Source organism: Extensimonas vulgaris (assembly GCF_003337425.1).
Classification (GTDB): Bacteria; Pseudomonadota; Gammaproteobacteria; order Burkholderiales; family Burkholderiaceae_C; genus Extensimonas; species Extensimonas vulgaris.
Genome location: NZ_QPJU01000012.1, coordinates 37,112 through 54,336 on the forward strand (window position 1 = coordinate 37,112; position 17,225 = coordinate 54,336).

The 17,225-nt window shown below is 66.5% G+C and carries 11 protein-coding genes and 2 tRNA genes; 6 read left to right on the forward strand and 7 right to left on the reverse strand.

Features of this window, described 5'->3' with window-relative positions:
• Positions 1-62: 62 nt before the first annotated feature.
• The 3 genes from DFR45_RS13090 to DFR45_RS13100 are packed head-to-tail and all read right to left on the reverse strand — an operon-like array spanning position 63 to position 4,417.
• Complete coding sequence (locus tag DFR45_RS13090; RefSeq protein ID WP_114484195.1) at positions 63-1,421, reverse strand: replication-associated recombination protein A; 1,359 nt, start codon at positions 1,419-1,421, stop codon at positions 63-65.
• A gap of 28 nt (positions 1,422-1,449) precedes the next feature.
• Complete coding sequence (lolA, locus tag DFR45_RS13095; RefSeq protein WP_114484196.1) at positions 1,450-2,082, reverse strand: outer membrane lipoprotein periplasmic chaperone LolA; 633 nt, start codon at positions 2,080-2,082, stop codon at positions 1,450-1,452.
• A gap of 4 nt (positions 2,083-2,086) precedes the next feature.
• Positions 2,087-4,417, reverse strand: coding sequence for a DNA translocase FtsK (locus DFR45_RS13100; protein WP_114484197.1), 2,331 nt, complete (start codon positions 4,415-4,417; stop codon positions 2,087-2,089).
• Between the two features lie 216 nt (positions 4,418-4,633).
• Here DFR45_RS13100 and trxB point away from each other — a divergent pair, with 216 nt between their 5' ends.
• Both trxB and DFR45_RS13110 read left to right on the forward strand, forming a co-directional pair.
• The gene (gene trxB / locus DFR45_RS13105; protein ID WP_114484198.1) at positions 4,634-5,584 is read left to right on the forward strand and encodes a thioredoxin-disulfide reductase; all 951 of its coding nucleotides are present in this window, start codon (positions 4,634-4,636) and stop codon (positions 5,582-5,584) included.
• Positions 5,585-5,772: 188 nt separating this feature from the next.
• Positions 5,773-5,863, forward strand: a tRNA-Ser gene (locus DFR45_RS13110).
• 14 nt (positions 5,864-5,877) lie between these two features.
• Here DFR45_RS13110 and DFR45_RS14400 read toward each other — a convergent pair.
• The gene (locus tag DFR45_RS14400) at positions 5,878-6,075 is read right to left on the reverse strand and encodes a hypothetical protein (RefSeq protein WP_144686970.1); all 198 of its coding nucleotides are present in this window, start codon (positions 6,073-6,075) and stop codon (positions 5,878-5,880) included.
• 444 nt (positions 6,076-6,519) lie between these two features.
• Between DFR45_RS14400 and DFR45_RS13115 the strand changes: the two genes are divergently transcribed.
• The 4 genes from DFR45_RS13115 to DFR45_RS13130 are packed head-to-tail and all read left to right on the forward strand — an operon-like array spanning position 6,520 to position 15,801.
• On the forward strand, positions 6,520-7,884 hold the full coding sequence (locus DFR45_RS13115; protein WP_114484199.1) for an MdtA/MuxA family multidrug efflux RND transporter periplasmic adaptor subunit: 1,365 nt from the start codon (positions 6,520-6,522) through the stop codon (positions 7,882-7,884).
• Positions 7,881-11,021, forward strand: coding sequence for a multidrug efflux RND transporter permease subunit (locus tag DFR45_RS13120; protein WP_114484200.1), 3,141 nt, complete (start codon positions 7,881-7,883; stop codon positions 11,019-11,021). Before DFR45_RS13115 ends, DFR45_RS13120 begins: the two co-directional genes overlap by 4 nt.
• Positions 11,018-14,176, forward strand: a complete 3,159-nt coding sequence (locus tag DFR45_RS13125) for an efflux RND transporter permease subunit (protein ID WP_114484201.1) — start codon at positions 11,018-11,020, stop codon at positions 14,174-14,176. Before DFR45_RS13120 ends, DFR45_RS13125 begins: the two co-directional genes overlap by 4 nt.
• On the forward strand, positions 14,173-15,801 hold the full coding sequence (locus DFR45_RS13130; RefSeq protein ID WP_114484202.1) for an efflux transporter outer membrane subunit: 1,629 nt from the start codon (positions 14,173-14,175) through the stop codon (positions 15,799-15,801). The genes DFR45_RS13125 and DFR45_RS13130 overlap by 4 nt, the downstream gene beginning before the upstream one ends.
• Positions 15,802-15,890: 89 nt before the next feature.
• On the opposite strand, the gene DFR45_RS13135 is transcribed toward DFR45_RS13130, so the two are convergent.
• The 3 genes from DFR45_RS13135 to DFR45_RS13145 form a co-directional block, all read right to left on the reverse strand.
• A tRNA-His gene (locus DFR45_RS13135) sits at positions 15,891-15,966 on the reverse strand.
• 149 nt (positions 15,967-16,115) lie between these two features.
• Complete coding sequence (locus DFR45_RS13140) at positions 16,116-16,613, reverse strand: MaoC family dehydratase (RefSeq protein WP_114484203.1); 498 nt, start codon at positions 16,611-16,613, stop codon at positions 16,116-16,118.
• Between the two features lie 85 nt (positions 16,614-16,698).
• Entirely contained in the window at positions 16,699-17,103 is a 405-nt protein-coding gene (locus DFR45_RS13145; protein WP_114484204.1) for a group II truncated hemoglobin, read from the reverse strand.
• Between the last annotated feature and the right edge of the window lie 122 nt (positions 17,104-17,225).

Sequence of the window (17,225 nt, forward strand, 5' to 3'; positions counted from 1 at the left end):
ACGCTTTTACAGCCGCATGACACAGGGTTTTCCCCGCTGTCAGCAGTCCCCGAGCGGGGCTGTCACGCTTCGCCAGTCTGCGAAGTGTCCTGCGCTCGCGCGGCCGCGTTGCGCGCGCGCAGATCGCGCAGCTTTTGCGCGATCTTGATCTCGAGCCCGCGCTCGACGGGCGCATAAAAATGCGGCTCGGGCATGCCTTCGGGCAGGTAGCGCTCACCCGCGGCGAAGGCGTCCTCCTCGTCGTGCGCGTAACGATAGTCCTTGCCGTAGTCGAGCTGCTTCATGAGCTTGGTGGGCGCGTTGCGCAAATGCAAGGGAACAGGGCGCGTGCCGTCTTTTTGCACCCAGGCGCGCGCCGCGTTGTAGGCGCGGTACACCGCGTTCGACTTGGGCGCCACGGCCAGATAGAGCACGCATTCGGCCAGCGCCAGCTCGCCCTCGGGGCTGCCCAGGCGCTCGTAGACCTCGGCAGCGTCGAGCGCGAGGCGCAGCGCGCGCGGGTCGGCCAGGCCGATGTCCTCGCTTGCCATGCGCACCATGCGCCGCGCGATGTAGCGCGGATCGACGCCGCCGTCGAGCATGCGCACGAGCCAGTACAGCGCCGCGTCGGGGTCGGAGCCGCGCACCGCCTTGTGCAGCGCACTGATGGTGTCGTAGAACTGCTCGCCGCCCTTGTCGTAGCGGCGCAGCTGCTGACCCAGCACCTGCAAGAGCCAGGCGTCGGTGATCTGCGCGCGCTGCTCCTGCGCGGCTGCGATGGCAAGTGTTTCGACCGTGTTGAGCAGACGGCGTGCATCGCCGTCGGCGTAGGCGACGAGACGCTCGATTGCTTCTTCTTCGATAGCTGGTAGCGCTTGCTGCGCCTGGGCTAGGGCCAGAATTTGCTTCAAATCGGCGGGCGTGAGCGGCTGCAGCACATAGACCGTGGCGCGCGACAGCAGCGCCGAGTTGACCTCGAACGAGGGGTTTTCCGTGGTCGCGCCGATGAAGGTGAACAGCCCGCTTTCGACATGCGGCAAAAAGGCGTCCTGCTGGCTTTTGTTGAAGCGGTGCACCTCATCGACGAACACGATGGTGGCGCGCGGCAGCAGGCCCGCGCGCGCCGCTTCGGCCTGCTGCACGGCGTCGCGGATGTCCTTCACGCCACCGAGCACCGCGCTGATGCTGATGAACTGCGCGTCGAATGCCTCGGCCATGAGCCGCGCGATGGTGGTCTTGCCCACGCCCGGCGGCCCCCAGAAGATGCAGCTGTGCGGCCGCCCCGACTCGAACGCCAGGCGCAGCGGCATGCCCGGCCCGAGCACATGCTGCTGCCCGATCACGTCGGCGAGCCGGCGCGGGCGCAGGCGCTCGGCCAGCGGCTGGTGCATGCGGGGGGCAGCGGCAGGGCTGGCGGAAGGGTTGGCAGAAAGGGCGCTCATCGGCTCATCCAGGCGGGCAACGGCACCCTCATTGCCGCAGCACGTCGGCGCCCGCGGGCGGCTTGAAGGCGAAGGTGCCCGGCGGCAGCGCGGGCAAGCTCTGCACGTGGCTGAAGCGAATCAGCGAGCGCTGGCCGAAGCTGTCGAGAATGTCCAGCGCCGCGAGCTGTTCGCCCGCAAAACCCACGCGCACGCGCTGCAGTTGCCCGTCCTTGGTTTTGGGCGTGGCCTGCACCCATTCGAGGCCGTCTTGCGCAGGCGCGTCTTCGAGCGTGAACTGCGCGCGCAGCGCAGCCAGGTCGGCTGCGGACGCGAGCAAGGCCGCGGGCGTGCTGCCCAGCGCGTCGGCCTGCTTGCGCTGCGTGACCTGGTTCAAGTCTGCGTCGTAGAGCCATAGCGTCTGTCCGTCGGCGACGATGGTTTGCGCGAATGGCTTTTGATAGACGAACTTGAAGCGCCCCGGGCGCTGGAAGGCGAAGCTGCCGCTCGAAGTTTTGCTGCGCGCGGCCTGTCCGTCTTTCGCGGGCATGGTCACGACCTGCGTGAATTCGGCTTGGCCGGCCTGCGTGTTCTGCAGGAAATTTTCCAGGCTTTTTAGGCCGCTAGCGCTCGCCATTTGTGCGCTGGCAGCTATCAAAAAAGTAACAATCGCTCTTTTCAACACATCACTCCTCGCGCCCGGGCACGAGCACGTCGCGCTGGCCGCTCGTGGTCAGGCTGCTCACCAGACCAGCTTTTTCCATGTCCTCGAGCAAGCGCGCCGCGCGGTTGTAGCCTATGCGCAGCTTGCGCTGCACGTACGAGATGCTGGCCTTGCGGTCCTTGAGCACGATGGCCACGGCCTGATCGTACATGGGGTCTTTTTCGCCGCTTTCACCCCCTTCGCCGAAGGCATCCACCTCGCCCTCGACGCTGCCGCCTTCGAGCACGCCGTCGATGTAGTCGGGCTCGCCCTGGCTCTTGAGGTAGCTGACCACGCGGTGCACCTCCTCGTCGCTCACGAAGGCGCCGTGCACGCGGATCGGCAGGCCCGTGCCGCTGGCCATGTAGAGCATGTCGCCCATGCCCAGCAGCGCTTCGGCGCCCATCTGGTCGAGGATGGTGCGGCTGTCGATCTTGCTGCTCACCTGGAAGGCGATGCGCGTGGGGATGTTGGCCTTGATCAGGCCCGTGATCACATCGACGCTGGGGCGCTGTGTGGCCAGAATCAAATGGACGCCCGCGGCGCGCGCCTTTTGCGCGAGGCGCGCGATCAGCTCCTCGATCTTCTTGCCCACCACCATCATCAAATCGGCGAGCTCGTCGATCACCACCACGATGTAGGGCAGGCGCTGCAATGGCTCAGGCTCCTCGGGCGTGAGGCTGAAGGGGTTGGCGATGGACTCGCCGCGCGCCTTGGCCTCGTCGATCTTGGCGTTGTAGCCCGCAAGGTTGCGCACGCCCAGCTTGCTCATGAGCTTGTAGCGCCGCTCCATCTCGCCCACGCACCAGTTGAGGCCCTGCGCGGCCTGCTTCATGTCGGTGACCACGGGCGCGAGCAGGTGCGGGATGCCCTCGTACACCGACATTTCGAGCATCTTCGGGTCGATCAGCAGCAGACGCACGTCGCGCGCCTCGGCCTTGTAGAGCAGCGACAGAATCATGGCGTTGAGCCCGACCGACTTGCCCGAGCCCGTGGTACCGGCCACGAGCACATGCGGCATCTTGGCAAGATCGGCCACTACGGGCTTGCCCACGATGTCCTTGCCCAGCCCCATGGTGAGCAGCGACTTGGCCTCGTGATAGACCTGCGAGCCCAGAATTTCCGCGAGCCGGATCGACTGGCGCTTGGCATTGGGCAGCTCCAGCGCCATGTAGTTCTTGCCCGGAATGGTCTCGATCACGCGGATCGACACCAGGCTCAGCGAGCGCGCCAAATCCTTGGCCAGGCCGACGATCTGCGCGCCCTTCACCCCCGTGGCGGGCTCGATCTCGTAGCGCGTGATCACGGGCCCGGGCATGGCCGCGACTACCTGCACCTCGACGCCGAAGTCGCGCAGCTTTTTCTCGATCAGGCGGCTGGTCATCTCCAGCGTCTCGGGCGCGACGGTTTCCTGGCGCTGCAGGGGCGCATCGAGCAAGTCGACCAGCGGCAGGTGGCTGTCGGGCAGCTCGGTGAACAAGGGCTTTTGCCGCTCTTTCGCCGCGCGGGTGCTCTGCGGCGCCTGTTCCTGCTGGGGCTCGATGATCTGCACGGGCTGCGGGTGTGCCCCCTCGGCTTCGCTACGCTCTTCGCGCACCACCTCTTCACGTGCGCGTGCAGCGCGCCGGCCCTCGGCCTTGTCCTGCGCGGCCTCGCGCGAGCTGCGGCGCGACTGCACCAGCGCGTCGATGCGCGCCCCCAGAGCCTCGGCCACCGCGCCCCAGGAAAAATCCAGCACCAGCGCCGCCCCGAGCACCATGGCCACGATGCCCAGCAGCGCCGAGCCCGTGGCACCGAACCACTGCATCGCCAACGGGCCGATCACGGCCCCGAGCACGCCGCCGGCACTCCCCGGCAGCCAATGCTCCAGCCGGTACAGGCGTGACCATTCGAGCGCCGTGCTCGCAGCCAGCAGCAGCGCCAGCCCGCCCCAAAACAAGGCACGCCGCTGCCATGCCGGGGCCGCGCCGGGCGCCTGCGCACCGCCGCGCATCCAGCGCGCGAGCGCCGCCACCCAGGCGCGCAGCGCCGCGAACACGCACCACCAAACCGAAAAACCCAGCAAAAAATAGCTGCCATCGGCCAGCCACGCGCCCACGCGCCCGCCCCAATTGCGCACCACGCCATCGCTGCCCATCCCCGCCGTAGACCAGGCAGCGTCTTGTGGTGCATAACTCAGCAAAGCCAGCAGCCAGAACACCAGCAGCACGAAGCCCACGAAAAGACCAAGTTCGACACCAAACCGAGCCGCCCCCGTGCGCGGGGCCGGGCCGGTGCGGGACGAAGCATTCAAAGTATTGAGCGAGTACGTCATAGACAAACCATCAGCAGACAACGAGCTTACCCTATGCCCAGGCGCCGCCGGTAGCGTCTGGTAACGACGGCTTGGGCATGGCCGGGCAAAGCGCGGCCACCGGTTTTTACAATCGCAGCGATAGGCAAATCTTGCCCTCGCAGTGCACCTCGCGCCCTCTTTTTGGCCGATACTGGCGCGCACGACATCTCTCTCCTTTTCACTTCAGCACACACCATGTCCAACACCCAACATGCACAAGTTCTGATCCTCGGCTCGGGGCCGGCGGGCTATACGGCGGCGATCTATGCCGCGCGCGCCAATCTGCGCCCCCTGTTGATCACCGGCATCGCCCAAGGCGGCCAGCTCATGACCACGACCGAAGTGGACAACTGGCCCGCCGACGTCAACGGCGTGCAAGGGCCAGAACTGATGCAGCGCTTTCAGGCGCACGCCGAGCGCTTTGGCACGCAGATCGTGTTCGACCACATCCACAAAGTCGATTTCAGCCGGCGCCCGTTCACGCTCATGGGCGACAGCGGCACCTACACCTGCGACGCGCTGGTCATCGCCACGGGCGCGTCTGCCAAGTATCTGGGGCTGCCCTCGGAGCAAGCCTTCATGGGCAAGGGCGTGTCGGCCTGCGCCACCTGCGACGGCTTTTTCTACCGCGACCAGGACGTATGCGTGATCGGCGGCGGCAACACTGCCGTCGAAGAAGCGCTGTACCTCTCGAACATCGCGCGCAAAGTCACCGTGGTGCACCGGCGCGACAAATTCCGCGCCGAACCCATCATGGTGGACAAGCTCATGGAAAAAGTCGCCGCGGGCAAGATCGAGCTCAAGCTTTTTTATACCCTCGACGAGGTGCTGGGCGACGCCAGTGGCGTGACGGGCATTCGCATCAAAAACGTGCAAAACGGCAGTACTGAAGAAATCGCCCTGCAAGGCTGCTTCATCGCGATCGGCCACGCGCCCAATACTGCCATCTTCGAGGGCCAGCTCGCGATGGAAAACGGCTACATCCTCACCCAAGGTGGCCACAAAGGCTTTGCCACGCAAACCAGCGTACCCGGCATTTTTGCCGCCGGCGATGTACAGGATCACGTTTATCGTCAGGCCATCACGAGTGCCGGCACGGGCTGCATGGCGGCGCTCGACGCACAGCGTTTTCTGGAACAGTCTTGAGCCGGCCAACCACAAAACAGAAATACCCCACGGCTTACGCAAACAAGGATGCAGCAAAGGGTTTTGCCATGGGGCGAGCGCCTTGCCAGAGCCTGATTTGCGTCAGTCGTGGGGCCATTTCTGCTTTGGGCTCGCAAAATCTTAGGTTGTTTGCTTGTTTCTGCCACTGCTACAATGGCAGGCTTTCCGGAGAGGTGGATGAGCGGTTTAAGTCGCACGCCTGGAAAGCGTGTGTGGGTTAATAGCCCACCGCGGGTTCGAATCCCGCCCTCTCCGCCAAAAAGTCAATAAAATCAATTAGTTGCAAAAATCCTTGGCTTCGCAGCCAAAGAAGCAAGCAACGAAATCCTCCTTCTGACAAGAGCTCGATCGGCACACGCAACCACCGTCGATCCGGTTGCATCTGCCGCACCTAGGAGCCTGTCAGACTTTGGAATCGTCGGCTGCGAATGCGCCGCAGCGGCCCATTTTTCACCGTCTTCTTGCCCCATAGCAGCACTATGGGGCGGCGAATCCGGCAAAAACTGGCCTCGCCGGGGCCCATTCTCGCTTTCGACGCCCAAAGTCCGACAGGCTCCTAGGCAAAAAGAGGCTCTGCGCCCTTTCGCTTGGAGCTTGAAAAACCAAACCCGAAAAGCCCGGAGCGAGGCCGCGTTCCATCGTTCCCGCGCATGGCGCAGGCAGCGCGCAGCCGATGCGTGCATCGCTGCGACCGGGAACCCCTGATCCGGCGTCTCGAGGCGGCGCAGGAACCCCTCACGTGCGGGTGGTTTCGCGATGCAGGCGGCAGGGTTTGGGTCGCCTTTTACATTGCGCGCAGGCCAGATTCTCTTTACTGAAAAGAAGCACTGCCTTTGCCGCGCTGACAAGGGCGGCATCTATAGTAGCGACGCCGCAAACCATTGCGGAGCCTGGAGTTTTCTCTCGCACGCACCATGCCCGAATCGACCGCTGCGCCGTCCGCCCCTTTGCCTATCTCCGCAAAACCGCCACGCCGGCGCAAACGTTGGCCTTGGATTGTGCTGCTCGCCGTCGTGCTTGCAAGCGGTGCCGTTTGGCGCTGGAAAAGCCAGGCGCCGAAGTCCAGCGACGATGCGGGCGCTGCCGCTGCCGGCCCAGCGACTGGTAAAAAAGGTAGAGGCATGGGTGGCATGCAGCTACCCCAACCCGTTTCCGTGCAGACCGTGCAGCGGCGTGACCTGCGCATTACCGTGCAGACCATAGGCACGATCACGGCACTCAACACCGCGGTGGTGCGCGCGCAGGTCAGCGGGGTGCTGCAGAGCCTGCACTTCAAAGAAGGCGAGCAGGTCACGCAGGGGCAACAGCTCGCGCAGATCGACCCGCGCAGTTTCGAAGCGAGCCTGCGCCAGGCCGAAGGCACGCTCGCGCGCGACCAGGCGCAGCTCGACAACGCGCGCATGGATTTGGCGCGTTACCGCGAACTGCTGCGCCAGGACGCCGTCGCCAAGCAGCAGCTCGACACCCAGGAAGCGCTGGTGCGCCAGCTCGACGGCACGGTACGCGCCGACCAGGGCGCCGTGCAGAACGCGCGGCTGCAGCTTTCGTACACGCGCGTCACGGCGCCGATCAGCGGGCGCGTGGGGCTCAAGCAGGCAGACCTCGGCAACATCGTGCAGACCTCGGACGCCAACGGCATCGTAAGCATCACCCAGACGCGCCCGATTGCTCTTCTTTTCGCAGTCCCTTCGGCACATCTGGCGGCGCTTAGCGCCCAATTGAATGCCCATAAAGCGCTGACCGTCGAAGCCTGGGAACGCGGCGGCGGCAAAAAGCCGCTCGCCGTGGGGACGGTGGCGACCATGGACAACGCCATAGACACCAGCACCGACACCATCAAGGTCAAGGCTTTGTTTCCTAACCAGGACGACGCGCTCTTTCCGAACCAGTCAGTGAACGTCGTGCTCGAGCTCGGCCAACTGCCGCAGGCGCTGGCCGTGCCGCAGGCCGCAGTGCTGCGCGGCGCGCAAGGCTTTTACGTCTATGTGGTAGGCGCCGACGGCACGGTGCATGTGCGCAACGTGCAGCCCGGCCCGAGCGACGGCGGCTGGACGGGCGTGCAAGGCGCGCTGCAACCCGGCGAGCGCGTGGTCGTCGATGGCACTGACCGGCTGCGCGAAGGCGCCAAAGTCGAGGTCGTGGCGCCGGCGACATCGCCCGCTACGCCATCGGCCCTGCAGTCAGGCAACGCAACGACAGGCAAAGGTCATCGCCGCACGCAGAGCATGGCGTCCAGTGGCAGCACGAGCGGCCAGCGCAACGCGACCAGCGCGCCATGAATCCGTCGCGCATCTTCATCGACCGGCCGGTGGCGACCGCGCTGCTCATGCTGGCGATCTTTCTCGCGGGTTTGCTCGCGTACCGGCTCATGCCGGTTTCGGCGCTGCCAGAGGTCGATTACCCGACCATCCAGGTCACCACGCTCTACCCCGGCGCGAGCCCCGAGGTGATGTCGAGCACCGTCACGGCGCCGCTGGAGCGCCAGTTCGGCCAGATGCCGGGGCTCAACCAGATGAGCAGCATGAGCTCGGGCGGCGCCTCGGTCATCACGCTGCGCTTTTCGCTCGGCTTGGCGCTCGACGTGGCCGAGCAGGAAGTGCAGGCGGCGATCAACGCGGCCAGCAACCTGCTGCCCACCGATTTGCCCATGCCGCCGGTCTATAGCAAGGTCAATCCCGCCGATGCGCCCGTGCTTACCATCGCCGTGACCTCGCGCACGCTGCCGCTGATCCAGGTGCACCAGCTCGTCGAAAACCAGCTCGCCCCCAAGCTCTCGCAGGTCGAGGGCGTGGGGCTCGTGAGCATCGCGGGCGGGCAGCGCCCGGCCGTGCGCATCCAGGCCGATCCGCAAAAGCTCGCTGCGGCGGGCCTGTCGCTCGAAGACCTGCGCAGTGCCATCGCCGCGAGCAACGTGAGCCAGGCCAAGGGCAGCTTCGACGGGCCACTGCGCGCGAGCACCATCGACGCGAACGACCAGCTGCAGTCCGCAGCCGACTATGAAAACCTCATCCTCGCCTGGAAGGACGGCCGCGCGCTGCGTCTCAAGGACGTGGCCGGCACGGTCGATGGCGCCGAGAACATCCGCCTCGCGGCCTGGTTCGACCGCATGCCGGGCGTGATCGTGAACGTGCAGCGCCAGCCGGGCGCGAACGTGATCCAGACCGTCGATCGCGTCAAGGCGCTGCTGCCGCGCCTGCAGGCGGGCCTGCCTGCGGCGGTTGACGTGCAGGTGATCGCCGACCGCACCGTGACCATACGCGCCTCGGTCGATGACACCAAGGTCGAGCTGCTGTTTTCGGTGGCGCTCGTGGTGCTCGTGATTTTTCTGTTCCTGCGCAGCGCGAGCGCCACCGTGATCCCGAGCGTGGCCGTGCCGCTCGCGCTCGTGGGCACCTTCGGCGTGATCTACCTCGCGGGCTTTTCGATCAACAACCTCACGCTCATGGCGCTCGTGATCTCCACGGGCTTCGTGGTCGATGACGCGATCGTGATGATCGAAAACATCGCGCGCTTCGTCGAGGCCGGCGACACGCCGCTGCAAGCCGCGCGCAAAGGGGCGCAGCAGATCGGCTTCACCATCATCTCGCTGACGATCTCGCTGATCGCCGTGCTGATCCCGCTACTTTTCATGGGTGACGTGGTCGGGCGGCTGTTCCATGAATTCGCGATCACGCTCGCCGTGGCGATCCTGATCTCGGCCGTCGTCTCGCTCACGCTCACGCCCATGATGAGCGCGCGCCTGCTGCGCCCCGCGCAAGCGCACGCACCGGGGCGCATCGGCGCCTGGAGCACGCGCCAGTTCGAGCGCCTGGTGCAAGGCTACGACCGCGCACTCGAATGGGTGCTCGACCACCCGGGCAGCACCTTGCTCGTGTTCGCGGCCACGCTTGCGCTCACGGGGCTGCTCTACCTTGCCGTACCCAAGGGGTTTTTCCCGGTGCAGGACACGGGGCTGATCCAGGTCGTGACCGAGGCCACGCAAAGCACCTCGTTCACGGCCATGTCCACGCGCCAACAGGCGCTGGCCGACGCGATCCTGCGCGAGCCGGACGTGGAGCATTTGAGCTCTTTCATTGGTGTCGATGGTGCGAACGCCACGCTCAACAGCGGGCGCATGCAGATCACGCTCAAACCCTTCGCGCAGCGCACGGCCTCGGCCACGCAAATCGTCGAGCGCCTGCGTGCGCGCACGGCGCATGTGCCGGGCATCACGGCGTACTTCCAGCCCGTGCAGGACTTGACCATCGAAGACCGCGTCTCCAAAACGCAGTACCAGTTCCTGCTGAGTTCGCCCAATGCGCAAGACCTCGCGCTCGCGAACACGCGCCTGCTGGACGCGCTGCGCGCGTTGCCCGAGCTTGCCGACGTGACCAGCGACTTGCAGGACGCGGGCCTGCAGGCCTACGTCGAAATCGACCGCGAAGCCGCGGGCCGCCTGGGCGTGACGGTGGCGGCGATAGACGCTGCGCTGTACGACGCGTTCGGGCAGCGCCTGATTTCGACCATTTACACCCAGACCAGCCAGTACCGCGTCGTGCTCGAAGCACCCGAGGGCCAGCGCAGCGGCCCGCGTGCGCTCGACGGTCTTTACGTGCCCGGCACGGCCTTGGCTGCGGACGGCAGCACGCGCACGGTGCAAGTGCCACTGCGTTCGGTCGCGCACGTGCTGGAGCGCCCCGCGGCGCTCGCAATCCAGCACGTGGCGCAATTTCCCGCGGCCACGGTGTCGTTCAACCTCGCGCCGGGCGCTGCGCTCGGGCCCGCGGTGGCGGCCATCGAAGCGGCGCAGGCACGCCTGCAGCTGCCTGCGAGCGTGGAAACCAGCTTCCAGGGTGCGGCTGCCGCCTTCAGCGCCTCGCTCAGCAGCACGCTGCTGCTGATCCTCGCGGCCGTGGTGACCATGTACATCGTGCTCGGCGTGCTCTATGAGAGCTACATCCACCCGCTGACCATCCTCTCCACGCTGCCCTCGGCGGGGCTGGGCGCGCTGCTCGCGCTCTTGCTGATGCGCCAGGACCTCGGCGTGGTGGCCGTGATCGGCATTGTGCTCTTGATCGGCATCGTCAAAAAGAACGCGATCATGATGATCGACTTCGCGCTCGAAGCCGAGCGCCTGCAGGGTCTGCCGCCGCGCCAGGCCATCCACCAGGCCTGCCTGCTGCGCTTTCGCCCGATTCTGATGACGACGCTCGCGGCGCTGCTCGGCGCGCTGCCGCTGATGCTGGGCACGGGCGCGGGCCATGAGTTGCGCCACCCGCTGGGCGTGACCATGGTGGGCGGCCTGATCGTGAGCCAGCTGCTCACGCTCTTTACCACGCCCGTGATCTATCTGGGCTTTGCGCGGCTGCAGCAGCGCTGGAACGCCTGGCGGCACCAGAGCGATGACGCAGCGCAGGCGGGCGGAGCGCAGCCGTGAACCTCAGCGCGCCGTTCATCGCCCGGCCGGTGGCGACCACGCTGCTCACGCTGGGCGTGATGCTCGCGGGTTTGCTCGGCTTTGGGCTGCTGCCGATCGCGCCGCTGCCGCAGGTGGATTTTCCGACGATCTCGGTCAGCGCTTCGCTGCCCGGTGCGAGCCCCGACACCATGGCGGCAACGGTGGCCACGCCGCTCGAGCGCGTGCTCGGCAACATCGCCGGCGTGAACGAAATCACTTCGAGCTCGTCGCTCGGCAATACGCGCATCACGCTGCAGTTCGATCTGAACCGCGACATCGACGGTGCCGCGCGCGACGTGCAGGCCGCGATCAACGCTGCGCGCACCCTGCTGCCCAGCGGCATGCCGAGCAACCCCACCTACCGCAAGGTGAACCCGGCCGGTGCGCCCATCATGGTGCTGTCGCTGACCTCGGACACGCTCACGCGCGGCCAGATGTACGACGCGGCCTCCACGGTGCTCGCGCAGCGGCTCGCGCAGGTCGATGGCGTGGGCCAGGTCAACATCGGCGGCGGCGCCCTGCCCGCGGTGCGCGTGGAGCTCGACCCCGACAAGCTCGCCGCGCAAGGCATCGCGCTCGACCAGGTGCGCCTTGCGCTCACCGCGACCAACGCGCGCCGCCCCAAGGGCAGCGTGGAGGATGAAACGCGCAGCTGGCAGATCGCCGCGAACGACCAAGCCCAGCGCGCGGCCGACTACGCACCCGTGCTGCTGCGCTACCGCGACGGCGCCGCCGTGCGCCTGCGCGACGTGGCCGAGGTGCAGGATTCGGTGCAGGACGTGCGCAACTTCGGTCTCACGAACGGCAAACCAGCCATCACCTTGTTCATCCTCAAGCAACCGGGCGCGAACGTCATCGAAACGGTGCAGCGCGTACGCGCCCTGCTGCCGCACCTGCAAGCCTCCATTCCCCCGGCGATCACGCTGAGCGTGGTCAGCGACCGCACGCCCACGATCCGCGCCTCGCTGCGCGAGGTCGAGCGCGCGATGGCGATCTCGGTCGGCCTCGTGGTGCTCGTGGTGCTATTGTTTCTGCGCAGCTGGCGCGCCACCCTGATCCCCGCGATCGCCGTGCCGACCTCGCTCGCGGGCACCTTCGGCGTGATGTATCTGTGCGGCTACAGCCTGGACAACCTTTCGGCCATGGCGCTCACCGTGGCCACGGGCTTCGTCGTCGATGACGCCATCGTGGTGCTCGAAAACATCATGCGCCACGTTGAGCGCGGCCTCGCACCGCGCGCGGCGGCGCTGCTGGGCGCGCGCGAAATCGGCTTTACCGTGGTGTCGATCTCGCTGAGCCTGATCGCCGTGTTCATCCCGCTGCTGCTCATGGGCGGCATCGTCGGGCGGTTGTTTCGGGAATTCGCCGTGGTGCTCTCGACAGCCATCCTCGTGTCCATGGCCGTGTCGCTGACCACCACGCCCATGCTCGCCGCGCAGTGGCTGCGGCCGCGCGCGCGGCAAAGCGGCGCAGCCACAGCCTCGGCGCAGCCCCAAAGTCACGGTCACGGTGCCGGCCGCGGTTTGTTTGCGCTGCGCGCGCGGCGCTGGGACGGCTGGAGCCAGGCGCTGGGCCGCGCGCTCACACGCGGCTACCGCCGCACGCTTGCCTGGACTTTGCGCCACCCGCTCGTCGCCGTGCTCGCGCTGCTGGGCGTGATCGCGCTCAACATCTACCTGTACGCGGTGATCCCCAAAACGTTCTTTCCGCAGCAGGACACGGGCTCGCTGATCGGCAGCGTGCAGGCCGACCAGAGCAGTTCGTTCCAGATCATGCGCACGCGCGTCGAACGCTTCATGGCGCTGGTGCAGTCCGACCCGGCCGTCGCTGCGGTGAGTGGCTACACCGGCGGCGGACAGCGCAATACGGCGATGTTTTTCATCACGCTCAAGCCGCTGGCCGAACGCAAGCTGCCCGTCGATGCGGTGATCGCGCGCCTGCGCAAGCGCCTTGCGCACGAGCCCGGTGCGCAGCTGTATTTCGTTCCCGTGCAGGACATCCGCATGGGCGGGCGCTCCTCGAACGCGCAATACCAGTTCACACTGCAGGCCGACGACACGGCCACACTGCGCGCCTGGGAGCCGCGCGTGCGCAGTGCGCTCGCGCGCCTGCCCGAGCTGGCCGACGTGAACACCGACCAGCAGGAAAAAGGCTTGCAAACCTCGCTGGTCATAGACCGCGACGCCGCCACGCGCCTGGGTGTGAGCGTGGCAGCCATAGACAGCACCCTCAACGACGCCTTCGGGCAGCGCCAGATCAGCGTGATCTACAACCCGCTGAACCAATACTGGGTGGTGATGGAGCTCGCCCCAGAGCACCTGCAAAGCCCGCAAACGCTGCAGCATTTGTATTTCACGAGCAGCAGCGGCGCGCAGGTGCCGCTCACGCAAATCGCGCGCCTCGAGGCCACCAACACCCCGCTCGCGGTCAACCACCAAAGCGGCGCACCGGCTTCGACCATCAGCTTCAACCTGCCGCTGGGCGTGTCGCTGTCGCAGGCCACGGCGGCGATCCAGCGTGCCACCACGCAGCTCGGGCTGCCGGCCACGGTGCGCGCGAGCTTTCAGGGCACGGCGAGCGCGTTTCAAGAGTCGCTTGCGTCGCAGCCGCTGCTCATCGCCGCGGCGCTCGTGGCCATCTACCTGGTGCTCGGCATCCTGTACGAAAGCCTGATCCACCCCGTAACCATCCTCTCCACGCTGCCCTCGGCGGGCGTGGGGGCGCTGCTCGCGCTGATGCTGTTTCGCACTGAGTTTTCCATCATCGCGCTGATCGGCGTGATTTTGCTGATCGGCATCGTCAAGAAGAACGCGATCATGATGATCGACTTCGCGATCGAACGCCAACGCCATGGCCTCACGACGCCGGGAGCCGCGATTTTTCGCGCGGCCCAGCTGCGCCTGCGCCCCATCCTCATGACCACCTGCGCCGCGATTTTGGGCGCCGTGCCGCTCGCACTCGGCCGCGGTGACGGGGCCGAGCTGCGCCAGCCGCTGGGCATCGCAATCGTCGGCGGGCTGATCCTGAGCCAGCTGCTCACGCTCTACACCACGCCCGTGGTCTTCGTGCTGATGGACAAACTGCGCCGCAAGCCGCAAGCCGCACTTTCCCCAACCGCTGCACCGCTGCCATGAACCACCGCCTGCGCCCGCCTCCATCGCCGTTTTTCGCATGCGCTGCCACGCCCAAGCGCGGCCTCGTGGGCCTCACGGTTGTCTGCACCTTGCTCGCGCTCTCGGCCTGCAGCGTCACGCAGGTCACCCCACCCGCGCCGCTGCAAGCCCCGGCGCACTTCAAGGAAGCGCAAGCGCAGGACGCACCGCCGCAGGAGCGCTCGGGCGCTGCCGCGGGTGATGCAAGCTTGTGGCAACGCGCGCCGGCCACCGCGCCCGTGCCCGACGCCTGGTGGCAGCTTTTTGCCGACCCCACGCTCGATGCGCTCGAGGCGCAAGTGCTCGTGGGCAACACAACGCTGCAAAGCGCCGTCGCCGCCGTCGCAAACGCGCGCGCCGTACTCGCCGCGAGCCGCAGCGCCATGGCACCAAGCCTGTCCACGGATTTCGGCGCCAGCCGCAGCGCAAGTCCCACCACGGGTAACGGCACGGGCAACCTGGGCGCAAGCGCAGGCAGCGTCGGCAACCCTGCCAACAGCGTCTCACTCACGGCGAGCGCGAGCTGGGAGCTGGACCTCTGGGGGCGCCTCGAACAAAGCAGCCGCGGCGCCGCCGCGCAGCTCCAGGCGAGCGCCGACGACCTCGCCGCGGCGCGCCTGTCGGTGCAAGCCCTGCTGGCACAAAGCTATTTCTCGCTGCGCACGGCCGAAGCGCAGCTCGCGCTGCTCGAACGCACGGTGCAGAGCTACGAACGCGCGCTCGCCTTGACGCAGGCGCGCTACGCCCAAGGCGTGGCCGCACGCACCGACGTGCTGCAGGCACAAACCCAGCTGCAAAGCGCGCAGGCGCAGCGCGCCGACATGGTGGCGCAGCGCGCGCAGCTCGAACACGCGCTCGCCGTGCTGCTCGGTCAGGCGCCCGCGGCCTTCGAGCTCGCAGCCACGGCCACCCTGCCCGCCGTGCCTGCGCTGCCGCCGCTGCTGCCCGCCACCCTGCTGCAGCGCCGCCCCGACATTGCCGCGGCGCAGCAGCGCGTCGCCGCGGCCTACGCGCAGATCGGCGCCGCCGACGCGGCCTTCTTCCCTGCGCTCACGCTCTCGGCGGACGCGGGCTTTCGGCGCTCCACGCTCGCCAACCTGCTGAGCGCGCCCGCGCGCCTGTGGTCACTCGGGCCCAGCATCTCGCAGGCCTGGCTCGACGGCGGGCAGCGCAAGCTCGCCAGCGCCCAAGCCCGCGCCACGGCCGAGCAAGCCACCGCCACCTACCGCCAAACCGTGCTCACGGCGCTGCAGGAGGTGGAGGACAACCTCGTGCTCGCACGCCAACTGCAGCAGGAGTTGGCCCTGCAGCAAGAAGCGCTCGCCGCCGCGCGCAAAACCCTGGCCATCACGCTGGCCCAGTACCGCGCCGGCACCGTGGGCTATCTCAACGTGGTGACGGCGCAAACGAGCGTGTTCACGAGCGAAACCACGGTGCTCGGCGTGCAAAACCGCCAGCTCGCGGCCGTGAGCCAATTGCTCAAAAACATCGCCGGCCGCTGGCAACCCGTGCCACGCGCGTGCCTGCAAGACCCCGACCTGCCGCCACGCGGCAGCGAGCCGCCGATCAACGACTGCATGCAAATGCCGGTTGCTACCAAACAATGAGCTTCTTGCGCAGGATACACAAGGGGGAAAGGGGCAAAAAAGAAAAAAACCCAACTACCTTTTCGATAGTTGGGTTTTCTTGTGTCAGTTGGGGTGGCTGATGGGACTCGAACCCACGACGACAGGAATCACAATCCTGGACTCTACCAACTGAGCTACAGCCACCGTAGCTGCGAATTATAGCCTGTCGCTGCGACCGACCTGAACGACCGACCTGAACGACCGACCTGAACGACCGACCTGAACGACCGACCTGAACGACCGACCTGAACGGCCCCTGAGCGGCCGACCTGAAAACCCGGCCTCCCGCAAATTCAGCCCTGCGTCGCAGGCGAGCGTCGGCGAAACATTACCGAGCCTTCCATGGTCAGCACCACTTCGCCATGTTGATTGAACATCTCCCACTTGGCGCGGGCCAGGCCTACGTCGGGGCGTGAGCCCATGGGGCGCGCCTCGATGATGTGCAGGCGCAGCGTGAGCGTGTCGCCGGGGAACACCGGTTTGAGCCAGCGCAGGTTGTCCAGCCCCGGCGAGCCCAGCCCAGCCGCCTGCCCCAGAAAATGATCGACCGTGAGCCGCATCGCCAGGCTGCAGGTGTGCCAGCCGCTTGCACAGAGCTTGCCAAACACCGACTGCGCGGCCGCCGCATCGTCGATGTGAAAGGGTTGCGGATCGTACTGCTTGGCAAACGCAATGATCTCCTCACGTGTGGGCGTTACGCTGCCGAGTTCGAGCGTGGTACCCACCGGCAGGTCTTCCCAGTAGTATTTGATGGTTCTGGGGGGGGCGGGCTCGTTCGTGGCTTGGGTCATGGGCTGTCTCCTGAAAAGCAAGAAAGATGGGCCGAGCTTGCCACAGCGGCGCTGCAGCACACAAGCACGTGCGCGACGCAGCGACTCAGCCGCTCTTGTTGCGCATCCAGTCGGCCGTGTTCATGAAGCTCTCGTGCAAGCGCGCGCGCAGCGCCTCGGGCACACCGGTTTCGCGCATCGCCTGGCCCATGCAAGCGACCCACTGGTCGCGCTCTTTGATGCCGATGGCAAAAGGCAAGTGGCGTGCGCGCAGCCGCGGGTGGCCGAAGCGCTCGGTGTAGTACGCGGGGCCGCCGAGCCAGCCGCACAAAAACCAGAACAGCTTTTGCCGCGCGCCGTCCAGGTCGCTGCCGTGCACGGCACGCAGCTCGGCATAGTCCGGCTCCAAATCCATGAGGTCGTAAAAACGCTCGACCAGCGCGCGCACTCTGTCTTCACCGCCCAGCCATTCGAAGGCGGTCATGACGTTTTCTGGAATTTCTTTTTCCATACAAAATAGCATCTAGTGTAGTGTTTTATTCTTGATGAAGCTTAAAATCTGGCTGGGATTTCATCGATTCACGATGATCCCCAAAAGGAGCCAGGCCATGCGGGTAGCCCCCAAAGTTGAAT

Coding starts and splice junctions, on each gene's coding strand:
- DFR45_RS13090 (WP_114484195.1), bottom strand. CDS start 1,421: ATGAGCGCCCTTTCTGCCAACCCTTCCGCCAGCCCTGCCGCTGCCCCC.
- DFR45_RS14400 (WP_144686970.1), bottom strand. CDS start 6,075: ATGGGGCAAGAAGACGGTGAAAAATGGGCCGCTGCGGCGCATTCGCAG.
- DFR45_RS13140 (WP_114484203.1), bottom strand. CDS start 16,613: ATGACCCAAGCCACGAACGAGCCCGCCCCCCCCAGAACCATCAAATAC.
- trxB (WP_114484198.1), top strand. CDS start 4,634: ATGTCCAACACCCAACATGCACAAGTTCTGATCCTCGGCTCGGGGCCG.
- DFR45_RS13145 (WP_114484204.1), bottom strand. CDS start 17,103: ATGGAAAAAGAAATTCCAGAAAACGTCATGACCGCCTTCGAATGGCTG.
- DFR45_RS13100 (WP_114484197.1), bottom strand. CDS start 4,417: ATGACGTACTCGCTCAATACTTTGAATGCTTCGTCCCGCACCGGCCCG.
- DFR45_RS13130 (WP_114484202.1), top strand. CDS start 14,173: ATGAACCACCGCCTGCGCCCGCCTCCATCGCCGTTTTTCGCATGCGCT.
- DFR45_RS13120 (WP_114484200.1), top strand. CDS start 7,881: ATGAATCCGTCGCGCATCTTCATCGACCGGCCGGTGGCGACCGCGCTG.
- DFR45_RS13115 (WP_114484199.1), top strand. CDS start 6,520: ATGCCCGAATCGACCGCTGCGCCGTCCGCCCCTTTGCCTATCTCCGCA.